This window comes from Nocardia sp. NPDC046473 (genome assembly GCF_040645995.1).
Taxonomy (GTDB): domain Bacteria; phylum Actinomycetota; class Actinomycetes; order Mycobacteriales; family Mycobacteriaceae; genus Nocardia.
In genome coordinates this window covers 794,464-813,464 of the sequence record NZ_JBEYZJ010000003.1, presented here as the reverse complement: position 1 = coordinate 813,464, position 19,001 = coordinate 794,464, and the positions used below count along the sequence as shown (strand labels likewise).

Below are 19,001 nucleotides of genomic sequence, written 5' to 3'. Positions count from 1 at the left end.
TAACCGCAGGCGACCCGATGTCCTCCTCGAGGGGGAGGGGTGCGCCCGAAAGTAGTTCCGAAGGGGGAGGCAGCGGGGGGTCGGCGGAGCGATGTGCAAAACCGCAGATGGCAAGACAATTCTCGGTAGTGCTTGCCATTGAGCCGGGAGGTTGTCGTGATGACGGATGTAGTGCGACGTGCAAGCTACATCGCCGCCACCGTGGACGAACTACGCCAGCACACTGCCGCCGACAAGGCGGCCTGCATGGTCAGCCAGCGCGCGTTGTTCCCGCGGCGCGGCCGCATCGAACTGGGCGACAACGGGCTGGTGCTGTCCGACTGGAGCGTCGCCGGGGATCTGACCCTCTCGCGCGCGGCCATCGTCTCGCTGCGCCGCGAATTCACCCCGCTCTACGGCAGATTCATGGGCGGCCTGCTGAACGCGGGCAAGCCGCTGATCCTGCAGACCACCACGGTCGGCGAGATCTACATCCTGATCAACCGCCGCGAGATTTCCGAATTCACCAACAATCGGCGCTGGGCGGCCGCGATCGCCGCATGGGCGGGAGTCGTCACGCGGCGCGCGAAATCGTCGCGGGGACAGTCGAATTGATCACGCTAATCGCGCGCGGGCGCGGTGGTGGTGAACACGGGAACGGTGTAATTCCGGGTCGGGTCGGTGTGGATGGTGTCGAGCAACGTGCGCAGGGTGTTGTTGTACGGCGCGGGCGTGCGAATCGGGACGGAGAACTGGGATCGGCCGCCGGGTCGCTCTGTAAACGACGGTGGCTGACCTGTCCCAGAATGCGTGCTGCGGTAGCTCGGCCGCCGTGTCCGTTCGGACCGGTATACCGCAGATCAGGACATCGTCCGCCAACCGGGGCGCACATATCAAGTGCGCCTCGGTGACCACCTGCGGTCGGCGTGCCATGAGTACCGGTGCGGACGGTCGTGGGTTAATGAGCGAATGGTCATTCGTTGGCTGGTCGCGGCATCGGCGGCCGGGGTCGCCGGGCTGATGGTGCTGTTCATTTACGTGATCATCGCGGTGCGGATTCCCGCGCCCTTCGTGGTGCTGACGCATGTGGTGAGTGACTATGGGCTGTACCTGATTCCGCTCGGGCTGGCCGGATTCGTGTTGTCGCTGATCGCCTTCGGGAAGAAGGGCCGGGCCGGGGTGCGCCGGGTGGCGGCGGCGACCGGGCTGGTGTGCCTGCTCGGCGTGGTCGCCGCGGGCTTCCCGATGGCCGCGTCGTGGGGCACGGCCGTCCGGCAGGACGCCACGTTGTCGATCGGCGACTATCTGTCCGGCGGCACGAACACCGGCACACCCGTCGAATCGTTGAGCGCCGTGTACAACACCGTGGACGGTCAGGACCTGAAGCTCGACGTGAAGCTGCCCGAGGGCCCGTCGGAACGGCCACGGCCTGCGGTGGTGTGGGTGCACGGCGGCGGCTGGCGCAACGGTGACCGCGGGGAGGCGCCGATGTGGCATAAGTGGTTGAACGACAAGGGATATGCAGTCTTCGCCATCGACTACCGGTTGACGCCGCCGGCGCGCTGGAATCAATCGCCCGCGGACGTGAAGTGCGCCGTCGGCTGGGTCAAGCAGCAGGCGGCGAAGTACGGCATCGATCCCGAGCGGGTGATGCTCGCGGGCGGTTCGGCGGGCGGCAATCTTGCGCTGATGGGGGCCTACGCCGACGAGCGGGTGGCGCCGAGCTGCGCGGTCACCGACACGGCGGTCAAGGCGGTCGCGGCGTTCTATCCGGTGCCCGATCTGGTCGAGGCGTGGCGCGACACCGGTCTGCCCGGGCGGATGCACACCTTTCTCCAGGACTACACCGGCGGCACCCCGGACCAGGTGCCTGATCGCTACAAGGCGGCCTCGCCGGTCACCTATGTCCGCCCGAACGTGCCGCCGACGCTGCTCATGCACGGCAACCGGGACCACGTCGCGCCGTATCGCGGCTCGGCCGAACTCGCCGAGCGACTGCGCCGGGTCGGCGTCGAAAACCAGTTGCTCGCAGTGCCTTACGGCGAACACATCTATGACTTCACCTGGGAGAGCTGGGGCACCCAGCTGTCACGTCAGGTCTTCGGCAAGTTTCTCGCCGACCACTTCCCGGTCGCGTGAGCGGGCGGCGTGCGCGCTGTCGGTAGACCGGCCGCCGGGATGGCGGCTGCGCCAGATCCAGAACACCGTACAGGCCACGAGCGCCCAGCCTGCCAGCACGAGGAACGGTAGAAGGTGTTGGTGCGCATGGAAATACACCGCGGTGTGCTGCGCGTTCACCGATGCGCCCGGCGGCAGCCAGCGGCCGATGTGGCCGAGCAGGGAGGGCAGCAGCGGCCAGGACACCGCGCCACCGGAGGACGGATTGCCGAGCAGCACCATCAAACCCCAGGTCGGCAGGATCGCCCACCGCCCGAACAGGGTGTTGAACATGGTGAACACCATGCCGGAGGTGAACATCGTCAGCGACAGAATTCCCCACGACTCCAGATATGGCAGGCGGACCGCGCCGAGCACCCAATCCGCCACCGCCGCAATGGCAAAGCCGCCGCACGCCGCGGACAGGGCGGTGAAACCGATCCGCTCGACGGGGTTCAATGCCGAGGCGTGCACGCTGAATTGGGTCGCGCCGACGAAACCGATGATCACCGCGGCCAGCGAGATATAGAAGATCGCGAGTCCGCGCGGGTCGCCGCGTTGTAGTGGCACCACGTCGGTGACCTCGACCGGAACCGTGACCGCCGGACCGGCCGTCGTGGCGGCCTGGGTGATCAACTGGGCCACCGATTGACCGGAAGCGCTCGAGATATCGAGGCCGACACCAGGCGGGCGCGCGGTGACGATCGCGAAGACCTTCTGGTCTTCGATCGCCGATCGCGCCGCCGTGGCGTTGGCATACGGGCGAACGGTCAGCGAATCATCCAGTGAGCGTTGCAGCTCCGTCAGGAATCGCTGAACCGAAGCATCCTGCTCCGCCCCGATCACGGCGATCGGAATCTGGCGCGGCGTCGGGTTGGCCAACGCGTAGGTATACGACCCGGCGAACAGTCCCGCCGCCGCGGTCACCAACAGCACCAGCACCGTCGCGGGCAGATACGGCGAAGCCCGCACCATCGCCCACCATTCGGCCCGTGTTCGCCGTCGCTCATGCTGACCACGCAGGTTAGGCATCCCCGCACACTAGGTCCCACCAGTGAATATGCCCACTACCCGCGCGGCCTGTCGCCCGTGAGCCCGCTGTCATGGATCACCGTGCTGCGCAAGACTATATAAGCAATTTAAATAAATCAGTGATACATTTCGACCATGGCAGCACCGCCGCGTGACCTCGATGCCGACGACCTCGCTCGGGTGATGGGTGCGTTCACCCGGGGTTCGATTCGGCTGCCGAGTGCCGAGAAGCACACGTTCACGACGCTTTCGGTGCTGCACACGCTGGCCGGCCAGGGGCCGATGCGGGTGTCCGCGCTGAAGGTGACCGAGCAGATCACCCAGCCCGCTATTACTCAGCTCGTCAGTCGGCTGGAACGCGACGGGCTGGTCGAGCGTCGGCCCGACGCCGCGGACGGTCGCGCGGTGCTCGTACAGATCACCGAGGCGGGCGCGCGGATCGTGCGGACCCGGCATCAGGAGCGGGTCCGTCGATTCACCGAGTTGGTCGAGGCCCTGACGCCCGAGGAGCGAGCGGCGATCAATGCGGCGCTGCCCGCGCTGGATCGCATGGCCGCGCTGATGGACACCGAGCGCTGGTCTATGGGCGCCGCTGTGCCGGAAGGACTTTCATGACATCGACGTTTCCACTCCAGGCCGCGCCCATCCACGTCGCCGACGACGTGCTGGACGATCTCGCGGCGCGGCTCCGGCTCACCAGGTGGCCCGACGACGTCGGCAACGACGACTGGCACTACGGCATCGGCCGCCGCTACCTGCAGGAGCTGGTCGACTACTGGATCGACGAATACGACTGGCGCAAAGCCGAATCCGCGATCAACGCCTACGCGCACTATCGCGTGAACGTCGAGGGCGTGCCGATCCACTTCCTGCGCAAGCCGGGCGTCGGCCCCGATCCGACTCCGTTGATCCTCACCCACGGCTGGCCGTGGACCTTCTGGCACTGGTCCAAGGTGATCGACCAGCTCGCCGACCCGGCGGCCTTCGGCGGCGACCCGGCCGACGCGTTCGACGTCATCGTTCCCTCGCTCCCCGGTTTCGGGTTCTCCACGCCGCTGCCGAAGAACCCCGACATGAACTTCTGGAAGGTCGCCGACCTCTGGCACACGTTGATGACCGACGTCCTCGGCCATCCGAAGTACGCCGCCGCCGGATGTGATGTCGGTGCCCTCGTCACCGGCCAACTCGGCCACAAGTACGCGGACGAGCTGTATGGCATTCACATCGGTTCCGGCTTGAAACTCACTCTTTTCAACGGCGATCGCGCCTGGGATCTCAGTGGGGGACAACCGATTCCGTCGGGTCTATCCGAGTCTGCCTATCAGCAGTTTCGCTCACTGGAGCACCGCTTCGCCGTCCACCTCGCCGCCCATGTGCTCGAACCGAGCACCCTCGCCTACGGTCTCACCGACTCACCCGTCGGCCTGCTCGCCTGGATCCTGCAGCGCTGGGTCACCTGGAGCGACAACCACGGCGATATCGAGACCGTCTTCACCAAGGACGACCTGCTCACCCACGCGATGATCTTCTGGGTCAACAACGCCATCGGCACCTCGATCCGCTACTACGCCAACGCGAATCGCTACCCGTGGACGCCCGTACACGACCGCGTCCCCATTGTCGAGGCGCCCACCGGTATCACCTTCGTCGGCCACGAAAACCCGCCGGGCGTAACCACTCCCGAGCAACGGGTGCAGAGCTGGCTCGGCAGCGACCGCGCCGGCTGGTACAACCACGTCAACCTCACCGCGCACGAGGCGGGTGGTCACTTCATCCCCTGGGAAGTCCCCGAGGCCTGGATCGCGGACTTACGCCGCACCTTCCGGCGTTGACGCCAGCCGAGGCTGCGCCGTGGCCGGGATCGGCAGGCGGCCGAGCTCGGGCGTCACTTTGAGCAGTCGCAGCAACGGTGACGTCATGGCCGTGGTCACCAGGGCCATCACGACCAGGATCGAATACAGCTGCACCCCAATGAGTCCCGTGGTGAGCCCGATGTTCAGGATGATGAGTTCGGTGAGCCCCCTGGTATTCATCAGGCTCGCCAGCGCACCCGCCTCGCGCGGCTGGATACCGTTGGCGCGTGCGGCGAGATAGGTGCCGCCGAGCTTTCCGGCCAGCGCGGTCACCAGGATCGCCAGCATCTCGAGGACACCCGCCCGGTCGAGCGAGGTGAGATCCACCTGGAGTCCCGCGATGACGAAGAAGGCGGGCAGGAAGACCGAACTCAGTAGTTGCGCACCGGTTTCCACCACCGGCCGGTGGGTGCGCGGGAAGATGACGCCGAACAGGAAGGCGCCGAAGATCAGGTGCAGGCCGATCCACTCGGTGGCCGCGCCGCAGATCAGCGCGCCGCACACGGCCAGGAAGATCATCGTGTTGTTGCTGTTGGCCGCCGTGGAACGGGAAGCGCGGGTGAGCATGGGGCGCACCAGCCACCACATCGCCGCGACCAGTGGCACGAAGAGCAGCAGTTTCCACTGAGTGCTCGCGCCGGGGCGGGCCAGGCCGATGACGAAGGCCAGCACGGTCCAGGCCAAGATGTCGTCGATGGCGGCGCTGGCCATGCTGAGCTGCCCGATCCGGGTGCCCATCAGGTCGCGCTCGATCAGGATGCGGGCCAGCACCGGGAACGCGGTAACGGCGAGCGCGCAGCCGATGAACAAGGCGAAGGTCAGCCGGTTGCCCTGGTGGTATCTCGACAGCACGGCAAGGGCGACTCCGCCGCCGAGCGCGAACGGCACGAAGTAGGCCGAGAGCGAAATACTGGCCACGGCACGGCGATTGCCGTTGAACGAGCCGCGATCGATCTCCAGCCCGGCCAGGAACATGAAGATCATCACGCCGACATTCGCGAAGGCGCTCAGGTAGGAACGGACATCCTGCGGAAAGACGATTCCGGATAAATGTGCCCCGAGAATCGTGGGTCCCGCGATGATCCCGGCCGCGATTTCGCCGATGACCGGTGGCTGGCCGAGCCGCTGGGCCAGCCTGCCCAGCAATCGCGCCGCCACCGCGATGAGCACGAGATCCACCAGCAGGAACACCATTTGGTTACTGGGCAACGTTCGCTCCGTTCGAAATGGGCGCGCCGTGACCCGCCCTGCTCCTCCGTCGAAACCGTGCCGCGAATGCCACGGCCAGGCTCTCGACTCCCCGCAGACAACGATAACGTGCGCCGCCGACCGCAGCGAGCGTTGATGGGCTAGCCGGGTCGGTCGACGTCGAGCCCCGCCGCCTGCGCCGCCGTGCTCAGCACGGCCTCGACCATCGCGGGGGTGAGGCGGCCGGTGAAGGTGTTCTGCTGGCTGACGTGGTAGCAGCCGAACAGGTGCAGCGGTGCGCGATCCGCGTCTGCGGGGGACAGCTGTACGTGCGCACCGTGCCCGAACTTCGGTCGGGGGCGTGGAATGATCCAGCCCGCGTCGGCCAGTACGGGTAACAGCGCCTGCCAGCCGAACCCGCCGAGCACCACCACGGCGCGGACAGTCGGTGCGAGCAAAGCGAATTCGGTCGCCAGCCAGTGCCTGCACCGGTCGCGCTCGTCCGGTGTCGGCTTGTTGTCCGGCGGTGCGCAGTGCACCGGCGCGGTGACCCGAACGCCGTGCAGGCGCAGGCCGTCGTCGCGGTGCGTCGCCGTCGGCTGGTTGGCCAGGCCGACCGCGTGCATGGCCGCGTAGAGTACGTCGCCGCTGCGGTCGCCGGTGAACATGCGACCGGTTCTGTTGCCGCCGTGCGCGGCTGGCGCCAGCCCGACGACCAGTAATCGCGCGTCGTGCGGCCCGTATCCGGGAACCGGGCGCCCCCAATAGGTTTCGTCCCGAAACGCCGCGCGCTTGGCCCGCGCCACCTGTTCCCGCCAGGCGACGAGTCGCGGACAGGCGAAGCAGTCGGCGACCGCGGCGTCCAGTTCGGCGATGGTGTGGCACACAGGAGTCACGGTAGGCGTGCTGCCATCGCGCCGGTGGGATGGTCGACGGTTTCGCTCTCGCAGGTCATTTGTCCAGTTCGGGACCATCGTGAATGTGAGCAACAAGGCGGACATGTGATCGTGACCACTCGGTCTGTGTTGATAGCATGGCCTTTCCGACCGACCGGATGCGGGCTCAGCCCCCGGATTCATCTCGAAAGAGTCTTTCCATGCAGTTTGAAATCGTCGAGCGGGACGAGACGTGGGTTGCCGGGTTGCCGGTGCGCAGCCCTAAACGTGCGCTCGGAGAGCTGCGTGATCACGACCTGGAGGCGGCCTGGGCGACCGTGCTGCACCAGGAGCTCGGCGGCCCGCTCGCCAGTGCCTACACCGACTACACCGGTGAGCTCGGCACCTACAACACGCAGATCGTCGGCTACGAGTGCGCGTCCTTCGGCGATGTCACCCGCGGCCATCTGGTGGCCCGGCTGCCGCGCGGCACCTATGCGAGGTTCTCCTCGGTCGGTAACTTCCCGCAGGTGATGACCGACCTCTGGACTCAGATCGCGTACGCCGAGGAACACAACCAGATCAAGCGGACCTACACCGGCGACTTCGAGTGTTATCCGCACGCCTACAAGATCGAGCTCTACCTGGCGGTCGACGCCAAATGAGTTACGCGATCGCAGTGCGTGGTGAGGCGATTTACGGCGGCCTGGTGGTGCCGAGGGTGCGCCCGAGCTTCAAGGTCAGCAACAGCGACCTGATCGAGTTCCTCAAGGACCGGCTGCGCGACCGCAAGGGCGCAGACCGGCCGATGTTCACCGTGTACGTGCCGGACCCGGCGGGCAACTACAACGCGGTGGTCTGCTTCGAGTACCGCGAGCCCGAGTCGGTGCCGATCGGCGATGTCCTGGTGCGCGTGCCCAAGGGCGTCTATGCCCGCTTCGCGCCGAACGGGGACTACCACGATCCGGTCGAGGACGTGTGGGCCCAGGTCGACGACGCGACGGCCTCGGCCGAGATCACCAGGGCCTACCGCGAAGAGATCGAGATCTGGCAGGGACCGGATTCGGTGGAGCTGTTCATCTCTATCCTCGTCTAGCTTGCTGACGGTTAGCTGCACTAGAACCGACCGGTCTCTCTGGTATTTTGCTCCACCGCAAGACGGGTTCTGACCAGGGGGAATTTGCGAGGACGCATCCAGTTTTCGGAAGATTAACCAGACGTCTGGTCAATTCCTGCTGGATGACGGATACTGCCCTAGGCAAACTCGTCCGGAAAGCAGGATTCGGGTGGAGATGTCGGCCCCGGTTCGACGACCGCGTAAGGATGCGGAGCAACGGAGTAGGAACAGTATGGCTGTCGAGGCGAGCAGCGCCGCCGCGCCGATCCGGGTTGCTGGCGGCTTCGGTGGGACGGTAGCAGGTCATTTCCCGCCGGGCCCCGATTCGGAAGATCATCGCTCGACCGATCCGATCCGGTGGGATAATCGGTCCCGTTGGGCAATTGCCGATGAATTGCAAGGCTCGCCGATTCGAGTCGAACGGCACCGGCGCCGTGCGTCGGATACCGACCCCGGAATGGTGGGGTGACGATGGGTGACGACCGCAGTCGAAAAGCGCGACTCCGCCGCGCACCGGCCACGATTTTCCCGGATTGCGTGGATAGACTGGCGTCGCTTCGTTTCTCGGACCTGCTCTCAGTACCTGAGCATGAGACCATGGCGTTGGTGCTATGCCTGAGCGATTCGGCCGCCGCCCGGGGTCGTAGCCGGCGGCTCCCGAGCCGACGGCGGCCGATGCCTGGCGTGGACACCCGTGGATAGCGTGATCGGAGACAAGGTGCCTCGGCGGACGCTCGACTCATTGGTGACCCAGGTCGCCTCCGAGCTGATGGGTGTCGACGCCACGACCATGGCCGAGGCGACCGAGCGGGTACTGGCCCAGCTGGTCGAATACTTCGACGTCGACTTCAGCTACGTGCGCCACACCGATCGCGAGCGCAGGGCATCGCTGCTGATCGCGGAGTGGCCGCATCGCCCGCAGGTGCCCGATCCGGATCCGCTCGAGGTGGTCTACTTCGAGGGCGCCGACCCGGTGTTCCGTGCGTTCGAGCACGCGACCGAGCCGATGATCGCCCGCCCCACGCCGGAATTCGCCGACTATCAGGAGACGATGCGCCGGGCCTCCGGCATCCCCGTCGTCACCACCGCGGCGGTGCCGCTGCTCTCGCGCGGCGAGTCGACCGGCGTGCTCGGTTTCATCAAGACCGGCGATCGGGAGTGGAGCACCCGCGAGCTCAACGTGCTCAAGGCGATCGCCGCGCTGTTCGCCCAGCTGCAGGCGCGGGTCGTCGCCGAGGAACGGCTGCGCTACATCGCCTTGCACGACGACCTCACCGGGCTGGCCAACCGCCGCGCGCTGCTCGAGCACATGGAGGAACGACTGCGGCCGGGCAGTCCCGGTCCGGTGGCGGCGTTCTTCCTCGACCTGGATCGACTCAAGGCGCTCAACGACTTCCTCGGGCACACCGCGGGCGACAACTTCATCCGCACGCTGTCCTCGCGGCTGCGCGAGCACCTCGACCCGGACGACATGATCGCGCGCCTCGGCGGCGACGAGTTCGTCATCGTGCCCGCCAAACCGATGGACGCGGTCGCGGCCGAGGAGGAGGGCACCCGTATCCAGCAGCTCATCGGACGCCGGGTGACCGTCGGCGGCGAATCGGTGAGCCGCGCGGCCAGCATCGGCGTCGCCGTCGGCATTCCCGGCGAGACCACCGTCGCCGATGTGCTGCGCCGGGCCGACCACGCGCTGCTCTCGGCGAAATCGGGCGGCGGCAACGGCGTTGCGGTGTTCACCGACGCCATGCGGGCCCAGTTCGAGCTGCAGGACGACGTGGAGCTCAACCTGCGTGGCGCGGTGTCCGACGGCTCGCTGCTGCTGCACTATCAGCCCGAGGTCGACCTGCGGACCGGCCGGATCGTCGCGTTGGAGGCGCTGGTCCGCTGGCTGCATCCGACCAGGGGCCTGCTGCCGCCCGCCGCGTTCGTCACCGTGGCGGAGGCGACCAACCTGGCCGGCGAGCTCGGCCGCTGGGTGATCAGGTCGGCCTGCGCCCAGTTCGCCGAGTGGCGCAGGCGCGGTCTGGCCGCGAATGTGGTTATGCGGATCAATGTTTCGCCGGTGCAGCTGGTCAGCCTGGACTTCGTGGAGCGGATCGAGGACATTCTGCGGCTGTTCGGCATCGACGGCAGCTCGATCTGCCTGGAGATCACCGAGCATGTCGTGGTGCAGGATCTGGCGCGCACCCAGGTCACGTTGCGCGGGCTCAAGCGAATGGGCGTGCAGATCGCGATCGACGATTTCGGCACCGGCTACAGCTCGCTCTCGCATCTGAAGGCGCTGCCGGTGGACGCGGTGAAGATCGACCGCGGCTTCGTGCAGCGCCTCGGCGCCAGCACGGACGATCTCGCGATCGTGAAATCCATTATCGGACTTGCCGGTTCGTTCGGCCTCGGCGTAGTCGGCGAGGGCGTCGAGACCGCGGTGGCCGCGCGCACCCTGGTCGGGCTGGGTTGCTATCGGGCACAAGGCTTTTTGATCGCCCGGCCGATGCCCGCCGACGAGGTGGAAGCCCATCTCGCGGTCGGCCGCATTCCGCTGGATCTCGACCTGCCTCGGGCCAGTCGCGGTACCGCGGGAATCTGACCATCGGCCGAGCCGTCGCCGGTGTCTGCGGAAAGCGGGCACCGGCCCATCTCAGTGCCTCCGGAATACCGCTGACAAGCCGGTTCGCCGGGTCTTTCACGGGTGTTCATGCCGCGTTGGGCGCATCGGTCCCGAAGGTAACCCGACTGGCTGCACCATCGGCGATGTGCGCATAGTTCAGCTTGCGAACTTCTACGGCCCGCGTTCGGGTGGGTTGCGCACTGCCCTGCATCATCTCGGCGAGGGCTATGCATCTGCCGGGCACGAAGTGGTGCTCATCGTGCCGGGTGCGCGCCGATCCGAGGAGATACTGCCGACCGGTGTGGTGCGAATAACCCTGCCCGCCTTGGCCATTCCGTGGACCGGCGGTTACCGTGCCGCCGACCCGCGACGGGTGGCGGATGTGTTGAACGGGCTGCGCCCCGACGTGCTCGAGGTATCGGACCGACTGACGCTGCGTGGCTTCGGCCGCTGGGCCAGGCGGCGCGACGTGGCGGGCGTGATGATCTCGCACGAACGACTCGACCGGCTGCTCGGCCAGTTCATGCCTCGTCCGGCGGCTCGTCGCTGCGCCGACGTGGCCAACGGCCGCACCGCCGCCGACTACGACATCGTGGTCTGCACTACCGAATTCGCGCGCGAGGAGTTCCTGCGGATCGGCGCGCCGAACGTCGAACTGGTGCCGCTCGGGGTGGATCTGGAGCTGTTCAGCCCGCGCCGACAGGATGACAGGCTGCGCGCCGATCTCGGTGCGCCGGGCCATCCGCTGCTCGTGCATTGCGGCAGGTTGTCGGTGGAGAAGCGGGTGGAACGCAGCATCGAGGCGGTCGCCGCACTGCGCAAGGCGGGCACCGAGGTTCGACTGGTCGTCGCCGGTGACGGGCCGCGGCGCGAGGCGCTGGAACGCCGAGCGCGGGCGCTGCCCACCTTGGCCAACGGGCTGGCCGCCGTGCACTTCACCGGCTTCATCTCCGAACGCGCGATGGTGGCGAAACTCCTTGCCACCGCAGATGTTTCGCTGGCGCCCGGCCCGCACGAGACCTTCGGGCTCGCCGCGCTGGAGGCGCTCGCGGCAGGCACGCCGGTGGTGGCGAGCCGGTCCTCGGCGCTGAAAGACATCGTGACCGCGGAGTGTGGCGCGGTCGCCGACGATCGCGGCCCGGCGTTCGCGCAGGCGGTCACCGATGTGCTCGCGCTGCCGACGGTCGGGCGCAGGCAAGCGGCCCGCAGCCGTGCCGAGCAATACACCTGGCCACGGGCCGTGGCCGGAATGCTCGCCGTACTGGGCCGCTGAGCGATACCCCAAGTACCCTGCGGTGAGCCGATTCGAGCAATTCGAGATGGGGATGCGCAGTGCGAGGTAATGGGCGACCGGGCCGCAGGACATTGCGGGACGCGAAGGTGCTGATCACGGGCGCGGCGAGCGGAATAGGCCGATCCACCGCGCTGGCCGCCGCCGCGGCGGGCGCTGAGCTGGTACTCACCGATATCAACGCAACCGGGCTGGACGCGACGGTGGCCGATATCCGGAGTGCCGGTGGCGTCGTGCTCATCACCGAGGCGTTCGACATCACCGACTATGACGCCGTCACCGCGTTCGCCGAGAAGGTGCACGCCGAACACGGCAGCCTCGACGTCGTGATGAACGTCGCGGGCACCTCGGCCTGGGGCACCGTGGAGAACCTGGAGCACAAGCACTGGCGGCGTATGGTCGACGTCAACCTGATGGGCCCGATCCACGTGATCGAGAACTTCGTGCCGCCCATGGTGCGCGCGGGCAAGGGCGGCTCGCTGGTCAACGTGTCCTCGGCGGCCGGGCTGCTCGCGCTGCCCTGGCACGCGGCCTACAGCGCCAGCAAATACGGCATCCGCGGCGTCTCCGAGGTGCTGCGGTTCGACCTGGACCAGCACGGCATCTCGGTGCACCTGGTGGTACCCGGCGCGGTGGACACGCCGCTGGTGCACAGCGTCGAGCTGGTCGGCGTGGACCGGGAGTCGCCGCGGATCCAGCGGCTCACCAAGTCGTTCACCAAGCACGCCGTGTCGCCGGACCATGTGGCGGCCTCGATCCTGCGCGGTGTCACCCGCAACCGGTTCCTGATCTATACGTCGTTCGACATCAGGTTCGGCTACTGGTGGGCGCGAAAGTTCGCGCTGCCCTACGAGATCGTGATGCGTCGCGCCAGCGCCCGCTTCAGCCGGTTGCTGGCCGCGCAGAGCAGTTGAGCTGCACGTCGAGCACGCGCGCGCCGGGCCCCTCGGTGCCGAGCCGGTCGTGTTCGTTGACGAGTTTGCAGCTGCCCAGCGACAGGCAGCCGCAGCCGATGCAGCCGGTGAGGTTGTCGCGCAACCGAATCAGCTGCGTGATGCGGTCGTCGAGGTCGGCGCGCCAGTTGGTGGACAGCGTCTCCCAGTCGCGCCGCGTGGGGTTGCGGCCTTCCGGCAGCTGATCGAGGGCGTCGCGAATTTCGCTGAGCGGGATGCCGACCCGCTGTGAGATACGGATGAAGGCGACCCGCCGTAATGTCTCTCGCGCATATCTGCGTTGATTCCCGCTGGTCCGGCGGCTGCTGATGAGTCCCTCGCGTTCGTAGAAGTGCAACGCGGAAACTGCTACTCCGCTACGCTCGGAAAGCTGCCCGGGGGTCAGCTCCTTTGCTCGCCAATCGGCTGTCGACATGCACGCTCCTCCATTCCCCTCAACAATACTTGAGGTTAGGGTGAGCTCGGGGAAGAATCGGCCAACGGCAAGTCGGCTCGACAATCCGGTAGCGAGCGACTTCACACGCGGCAAGACGGCAACGAAGACCCGAATTACGTGCTCTTGTGGCCGCGGCGAACTACGGTCTGAGCATGGGAGCAGACGCTGTGCCCGCGCGGCACGGAGAGGACTCGGACTCCGACGGGCTGGACCCCGACAGTCCGGGTACGCGGTTGACGGTGACCTCCGAGGTCGGCACGCTGCGTACGGTGCTGCTGCATCGTCCGGGCGACGAACTGCGCAGGCTCACCCCGCGCAATAACGATCAGCTGCTGTTCGACGGCATTCCGTGGGTGGAGCGGGCCCAACAGGAGCACGACGCGTTCACCGGCGTGCTGCGCGACCGCGGCGTCGAGGTGCTGCTGCTGGCCGACCTGCTCGCCGAGACCCTCGCGGTCAGCGGTGCCGCCCGGATCCAAGGCATTTCCGCCGCCGTGGACGCGCGCAGGCTCGGGCACTCGCTGGCCGACCAGCTCGCCGCCTTCCTGCGCGGCGTCCGGGCCAGGGACTTGGCCAACATCCTGATGGCCGGGATGACCTTCGACGAACTGCCGTTCGGGCCCGATGCCGCCTCGCTGGTGCGGCGGATGCATCACGGCGCCGACTTCGTCATCGATCCGCTGCCCAACCTGCTGTTCACCAGGGACTCCTCGTTCTGGATCGGGCCGCGCGTCGCGATCACCTCGCTGGCACTGCCCGCGCGGATCAGGGAGACCTCGCTCACCGATCTGATCTACGCCTTCCACCCTCGATTCCTAGGGGTGCGTCGCGCCTACGAATCGCACACCGCGCCCATCGAGGGCGGCGACGTGCTGTTGCTCGCGCCCGGCGTGGTCGCGGTCGGCGTCGGCGAGCGCACCTCGCCCGCGGGCGCGGAAGCGTTGGCGCGCAGCCTGTTCGACGACGATCTCGCGCACACCGTGCTGGTCGTGCCGATCGCGCAGAACCGGGCGACCATGCATCTGGACACCGTCTGCACGATGGTGGACAGCGACGCGCTGGTGATGTATCCGGCGGTGCGTGACTCGTTGTGCGCGTTCACCATTCAACGCGAGGACGAATACAGCGCGCGCAACGGCGACGGCAAGGTGGCGATGAGCGGACCCGATCCGTTCCTGGTCGCCGCCGCCAAGGCGATGGGCATCGACAAGCTCCGGGTGATCGACACCGGGTTGGACGGCGTCACCGCCGAACGCGAACAGTGGGACGACGGCAACAACACCCTCGCGCTGGCGCCGGGCGTGGTCGCCGCCTATGAGCGCAACGAGATGACCAACGCGCGCCTGGAAGACGCGGGCATCGAGGTGCTGCGCATCCCCGGCTCCGAATTGGGTTCCGGTAGAGGCGGACCCCGCTGTCTGTCCTGTCCACTCTCCCGGGATGAGTTGTGATCCAATCATGTTCAACATCACCGTGTCGCATGAGTCGGCCGTCCCGCCCTACGAACAGTTACGCATGGGCATCATCGCCAAGGTGCGCTCCGGCGAGCTGACCGCGGGCACCAAGATCCCCACCGTGCGGGCGCTGGCCGCGCAACTGGGTCTCGCACCCAACACGGTGGCCCGCGCCTACCGCGAGCTTGAGGCCGACGGTGTGGTCGAAACCCGTGGCAGGCAAGGCTCTTTCATCGCCTCCTCGGGCGACCCGACCCGAGACGTCGCGGGCCGCGCCGCCACCGCCTACGTCGCCACCGTCCGCCGCCTCGGTCTGGACGACACCGCCGCGCTGCGTTATGTCAAAGCGGCACTGGAGGGTTAGCGCCAGCTGGGCAGCCAGAGGTGGTCGTGCCAGTTGCCGGGGGTGATGGGTAGTGCGGTAAGGATGGGCCAGAGCCAGATGAAATTGGCGATCACCAGGCCGAGGTAGAGGCATACCGCGAGGAGGCCGAGGGCGTGTCGTTCGTCGGGGGAGACCGGTAGGTAGGTCCCGACGGGACTGCGCGGCACCGGTATTCGACGGGACGGGCCGAGGATGTCGCCGAGCACCAGGGCCAGGCCCATCACCAGGAACGGGGCGAGGGCGACGGCGTAGAAGTAGTACATCTGCCGGTCGAGGGTCAGGAACCAGGGCAGCAGCGCCGCGCCGTAGCCGACGAGTACCGCGGCGTAGCGCCAATCGCGGCGAACCACACTGCGCCACACCATCCAGGCGATCACCGGGAACGCGAGCCACCAGATCGCGGGGGTGCCGATCAGCATCACGGCCTTGACGCACTGGGTCTGTCCGCAGCCGCTGACGCCGTTGTCGGCGTAGTAGTAGAGCATCGGCCGCAGACCCATCGGCCAGGTCCACGGCTTGGATTCCCACGGGTGGTGGTTGCCCGCCGAATTGGTCAGGCCTTCATGGAATTCCAGTGCTCTGGCGCTGAAATACCATAGTGAGCGCAACGCGTCGGGGACCCAGCTGAAGAAGCCGCCGGTGCCGATCGGTTCCGTCGGGGCGGACGGGTTGCCGACCATGTACCGATCGATTCCGGTCTCGCTGGCGAACCAGGCCCAGTAGGTGCCGAGGTACACCCCGAGCGGGATCAGCACCAGCGCGTACAGCGCGGGTCCGACATCGCGGATGCCAGTGCCGAACCACGGACTGCGCACGCCGTAGGCGCGCCGCGCCGCCACATCGAAAAAGACGCTGAGCAGGCCGAAGGCGACGATGAAGTAGACGCCGGACCATTTTGTCCCGCAGGCCAATCCGAGCAGCACGCCGGCCCCGAACCGCCACCAGCGCACGCCGAGGCGAGGACCCCACGGGGTCTCATCGATCCGGCCCTCGGCGTCGGCGCGCGCCATCCGGGCCCGCACCTCGTCGCGGTCGACGATCAGACAGCCGAAGGCCGCGGTGGCGAAGAACGCCAGGAAGATGTCGAGCATGCCGATGCGCGAGGACACGAAGGTGGTGCCGTCGGCGATCAGCAGGATGCCCGCGATCGCGCCGATCAGGGTGGACCGCGCCATCCGCCGCACGATGCGGATCACCAGCAGGATCAGGATGGTGCCGACCATCGCGGAGGCGAAGCGCCAGCCCCAGCCGTTGTAGCCGAACATCGCCTCGCCGATCGCGATGAGCTGCTTGCCGACCGGCGGATGCACCACCAGCCCGTAGCCGGGATTGTCTTCTACCCCGCCACCATTGAGCATCTGCCAGCCCTGCGGCGCGTAATGCTTCTCGTCGAACACCGGGGTGCCCGCGTCGGTCGGATAGTTGAGCATGGTGAACCGCGTCACCGCGGCGATGGCCGTGAGGAACGCGGTGACCAGCCAGCCGCGCAAGGTATCGGTCGGCCCGAAATCGGGCGATGGCCGCCGCGGCGCGGGGCTCGACCAGGAGGGCACGGCCCCGAACGGAGCGGTCGCGCGCTGGTCGGTCACCTGTGTCACGCCCCGATCGTATGCTGTGCGCGCCCTCAGGTCCCGCAGCGGTGAGCCCGACACCGTGTGAATCTCATAGCACGCGCCCCCGCACCAGGTGGTCACGATCACATACCGAACAGCACCTCGGTGCGCCTGACACGCCACCGCTCGGGTGCGGAATCGAGCCGCCGCGCATGTCGCGTCCTGCCGCGCGCGAAATCGTCGGCGATTCCATGCGCGTGGCGCGATTGTGCGCACGTGGCCGAATCGGGCTGTGCGTGCGGGATGGGCGAGTCGATAGGCTGCGGAGGTTCGGCGGATGCCGAGCGTGGTCGAGACGGGAGTGCGGTGGCGGACGAGGCGACAGGGCCGGGCAGGCTGGTGCTTGCGGCGACGCCGATGGGCGACATCGGGGACGCGTCGCAGCGGCTGCGCGATGCGCTCGGGTCGGCCGACATCGTCGCGGCGGAGGACACCCGGCGCACCAAGTCGCTCGCCAAGTCGCTGGGAGTGGAGATCACCGGACGGGTGGTCAGCTTCTACGACCATGTGGAGATCGCGCGGATTCCGGCGCTGCTCGGCGATATCGAGGCCGGGCGCACGGTACTGCTGGTGACGGACGCGGGGATGCCGTCGGTCAGCGACCCCGGTTATCGATTGGTCGCGGCCTGTGCGGAGCGGGACCTGCCGGTGACCTGCCTGCCGGGTCCGTCGGCGGTGACCACCGCGCTCGCACTGTCCGCCCTTCCGGTGGAACGGTTCTGCTTCGACGGTTTCGCGCCGCGCAAGGGCGGTCAGCGCCGAGAGTGGTTGCGCACCTTGGCCACCGAGTCGCGCGCCTGCGTCTTTTTCGAGGCGCCACACCGCCTGGCGGACTGCCTGGCCGACGCCGTCACGGTGCTCGGCCCCGACCGCCGCGCCGCCGTCTGCCGCGAACTGACCAAGACCTACGAGGAGGTCATCCGCGGCACCCTCGCCGAGGTCGCCGCCTGGGCCGTCGACGGGGCACGCGGCGAGATCACCGTCGTCCTCGAAGGCGCGCAACCCAAATCAGCCGATCCCAACGATCTGGTCGACGAGGTCGAGGCACTGACCGCCGACGGCATCCGCCTCAAGGACGCCTGCGCGCAAATCGGGAGCGCGAACGGCGTCTCCCGCAACGAGCTCTACGACGCGGTGCTGATCGCCCGCCGCGAGGGCGAGGACTGACCGACCCGCAACGGTGAGTCGCTCGGTTGGCCGGGGCCGACGCACCATGGTGCGCGCTGCGGGGACGCGGCATGATCGTCCTATGACCTCTCTCGAAAGCAAGGCCAAGGCTTTTCTCGCACTGCATCGTCCCGGTGATCCCGCCGTGCTGCCCACCGTGTGGGACGCGTGGTCGGCGAAGGTCGCGGTGGAGGCCGGGTTCGCGGCGCTCACCGTGGGCAGTCATCCCGTCGCCGACTCGATCGGGCGTGCCGATGGCGAGGGCATGACCTTCGCCGAGTCGCTCACCCGGGTTCGGCAGATCACCGAGGCCGTCGAGGTGCCGGTGTCGGTGGATATCGAATCGGGCTACGGCCTGGAACCGGCTCAGCTGATCGAGGGACTGCTCGAAGCGGGTGCCGTCGGCCTGAACATCGAGGACACCGTGCACAGCGAGGGCAAGCGGCTGCGGGCCGCGCAGGAGCACGCCGATCTCGTGCACGGGCTGCGGCAGTTCGCCGACGCGGCCGGGGTGCACGTCGTGGTCAACGCCAGGACCGACCTGTTCCTGCGGCAGGACGGCGACGAGGCGGATCGGGTCGACCGCGCGATCGAGCGGCTCCGGCTGGCCACCGCGGCGGGTGCCGACGTGCTGTTCCCCGCGGGCGCACAGGCCGATGCCGATGTGCGTCGCCTGACCAGCGAGCTGACGCTGCCCATCAGCATGGTCGGCCTGCCCGACAAGTCCGACAAGGCGGTGCTGGCGGATCAAGGCGTCGCGCGCATCAGCTTCGGTCCCTACCTGCAGCGCGCCCTTACCGCCGAAATCGAACGCTTGCTCGCCCGCTGGAAGTAACCGGCGCCGACGAGTGGCGCATCGTCGAGAGTCTTCTCGGTGAACGCCATAGCCACGT

18 protein-coding genes are annotated in these 19,001 nt (G+C 67.7%); 13 read left to right on the top strand and 5 right to left on the bottom strand.

Annotated elements, in window-relative coordinates:
* The first annotated feature begins 159 nt into the window (after positions 1-159).
* Positions 160-594 carry a hypothetical protein gene (locus ABZ942_RS13915; protein WP_357381657.1) on the top strand — a complete coding sequence of 145 codons (435 nt, stop codon included), beginning with the start codon at positions 160-162 and terminating at the stop codon, positions 592-594.
* Between the two features lie 354 nt (positions 595-948).
* Positions 949-2,118: an alpha/beta hydrolase fold domain-containing protein gene (locus tag ABZ942_RS13910; RefSeq protein ID WP_357381655.1), complete on the top strand. Its 1,170-nt coding sequence runs from the start codon at positions 949-951 to the stop codon at positions 2,116-2,118.
* On the opposite strand, the gene ABZ942_RS13905 is transcribed toward ABZ942_RS13910, so the two are convergent.
* Positions 2,068-3,168, bottom strand: a complete 1,101-nt coding sequence (locus ABZ942_RS13905) for an ABC transporter permease (protein WP_357381653.1) — start codon at positions 3,166-3,168, stop codon at positions 2,068-2,070. The two genes, ABZ942_RS13910 and ABZ942_RS13905, sit on opposite strands and share 51 nt — an antisense overlap.
* Before the next feature lie 135 nt (positions 3,169-3,303).
* Here ABZ942_RS13905 and ABZ942_RS13900 point away from each other — a divergent pair, with 135 nt between their 5' ends.
* Both ABZ942_RS13900 and ABZ942_RS13895 read left to right on the top strand, forming a co-directional pair.
* The gene (locus tag ABZ942_RS13900; protein ID WP_357381652.1) at positions 3,304-3,783 is read left to right on the top strand and encodes a MarR family transcriptional regulator; all 480 of its coding nucleotides are present in this window, start codon (positions 3,304-3,306) and stop codon (positions 3,781-3,783) included.
* Complete coding sequence (locus tag ABZ942_RS13895) at positions 3,780-5,000, top strand: epoxide hydrolase (RefSeq protein ID WP_357381650.1); 1,221 nt, start codon at positions 3,780-3,782, stop codon at positions 4,998-5,000. The genes ABZ942_RS13900 and ABZ942_RS13895 overlap by 4 nt, the downstream gene beginning before the upstream one ends.
* Here the strand turns inward: ABZ942_RS13895 and ABZ942_RS13890 are convergent.
* Positions 4,977-6,230: a cation:proton antiporter gene (locus tag ABZ942_RS13890; protein WP_357381648.1), complete on the bottom strand. Its 1,254-nt coding sequence runs from the start codon at positions 6,228-6,230 to the stop codon at positions 4,977-4,979. The genes ABZ942_RS13895 and ABZ942_RS13890 overlap by 24 nt on opposite strands.
* A gap of 140 nt (positions 6,231-6,370) precedes the next feature.
* Positions 6,371-7,096, bottom strand: a complete 726-nt coding sequence (locus ABZ942_RS13885; protein ID WP_357381646.1) for a uracil-DNA glycosylase — start codon at positions 7,094-7,096, stop codon at positions 6,371-6,373.
* Between the two features lie 209 nt (positions 7,097-7,305).
* On the opposite strand from ABZ942_RS13885, the gene ABZ942_RS13880 reads away from it, so the two are divergent.
* From ABZ942_RS13880 to ABZ942_RS13860, 5 genes are all read left to right on the top strand, one after another.
* Positions 7,306-7,749, top strand: a complete 444-nt coding sequence (locus ABZ942_RS13880; protein WP_357381644.1) for a GyrI-like domain-containing protein — start codon at positions 7,306-7,308, stop codon at positions 7,747-7,749.
* Entirely contained in the window at positions 7,746-8,180 is a 435-nt protein-coding gene (locus ABZ942_RS13875) for an effector binding domain-containing protein (RefSeq protein WP_357381642.1), read from the top strand. Before ABZ942_RS13880 ends, ABZ942_RS13875 begins: the two co-directional genes overlap by 4 nt.
* Before the next feature lie 790 nt (positions 8,181-8,970).
* Positions 8,971-10,788, top strand: coding sequence for an EAL domain-containing protein (locus tag ABZ942_RS13870; RefSeq protein WP_357381908.1), 1,818 nt, complete (start codon positions 8,971-8,973; stop codon positions 10,786-10,788).
* Positions 10,789-10,954: 166 nt separating this feature from the next.
* Positions 10,955-12,082, top strand: coding sequence for a glycosyltransferase (locus ABZ942_RS13865; RefSeq protein ID WP_357381640.1), 1,128 nt, complete (start codon positions 10,955-10,957; stop codon positions 12,080-12,082).
* A 59-nt stretch (positions 12,083-12,141) separates the two neighbouring features.
* A complete protein-coding gene (locus tag ABZ942_RS13860; RefSeq protein WP_357381638.1) occupies positions 12,142-13,014 on the top strand; it encodes an SDR family oxidoreductase in 873 nt (290 codons plus the stop codon).
* On the opposite strand, the gene soxR is transcribed toward ABZ942_RS13860, so the two are convergent.
* Entirely contained in the window at positions 12,983-13,468 is a 486-nt protein-coding gene (soxR, locus tag ABZ942_RS13855; RefSeq protein ID WP_357381636.1) for a redox-sensitive transcriptional activator SoxR, read from the bottom strand. The genes ABZ942_RS13860 and soxR overlap by 32 nt on opposite strands.
* A gap of 173 nt (positions 13,469-13,641) precedes the next feature.
* Here soxR and arcA point away from each other — a divergent pair, with 173 nt between their 5' ends.
* Both arcA and ABZ942_RS13845 read left to right on the top strand, forming a co-directional pair.
* A complete protein-coding gene (gene arcA / locus ABZ942_RS13850; protein ID WP_357381634.1) occupies positions 13,642-14,940 on the top strand; it encodes an arginine deiminase in 1,299 nt (432 codons plus the stop codon).
* A gap of 7 nt (positions 14,941-14,947) precedes the next feature.
* Complete coding sequence (locus ABZ942_RS13845; protein WP_107659309.1) at positions 14,948-15,307, top strand: GntR family transcriptional regulator; 360 nt, start codon at positions 14,948-14,950, stop codon at positions 15,305-15,307.
* Here the strand turns inward: ABZ942_RS13845 and ABZ942_RS13840 are convergent.
* Positions 15,304-16,926: a phospholipid carrier-dependent glycosyltransferase gene (locus ABZ942_RS13840; RefSeq protein WP_357381632.1), complete on the bottom strand. Its 1,623-nt coding sequence runs from the start codon at positions 16,924-16,926 to the stop codon at positions 15,304-15,306. The genes ABZ942_RS13845 and ABZ942_RS13840 overlap by 4 nt on opposite strands.
* A gap of 321 nt (positions 16,927-17,247) precedes the next feature.
* On the opposite strand from ABZ942_RS13840, the gene rsmI reads away from it, so the two are divergent.
* Together rsmI and ABZ942_RS13830 are read left to right on the top strand one after the other, a co-directional pair.
* Positions 17,248-18,108 (top strand): 16S rRNA (cytidine(1402)-2'-O)-methyltransferase, encoded by an 861-nt coding sequence (gene rsmI, locus ABZ942_RS13835; protein ID WP_357381630.1) that lies wholly within the window; start codon positions 17,248-17,250, stop codon positions 18,106-18,108.
* Positions 18,109-18,190: 82 nt separating this feature from the next.
* A complete protein-coding gene (locus tag ABZ942_RS13830; protein ID WP_357381628.1) occupies positions 18,191-18,943 on the top strand; it encodes an isocitrate lyase/phosphoenolpyruvate mutase family protein in 753 nt (250 codons plus the stop codon).
* The last annotated feature ends 58 nt before the right edge of the window (positions 18,944-19,001 follow it).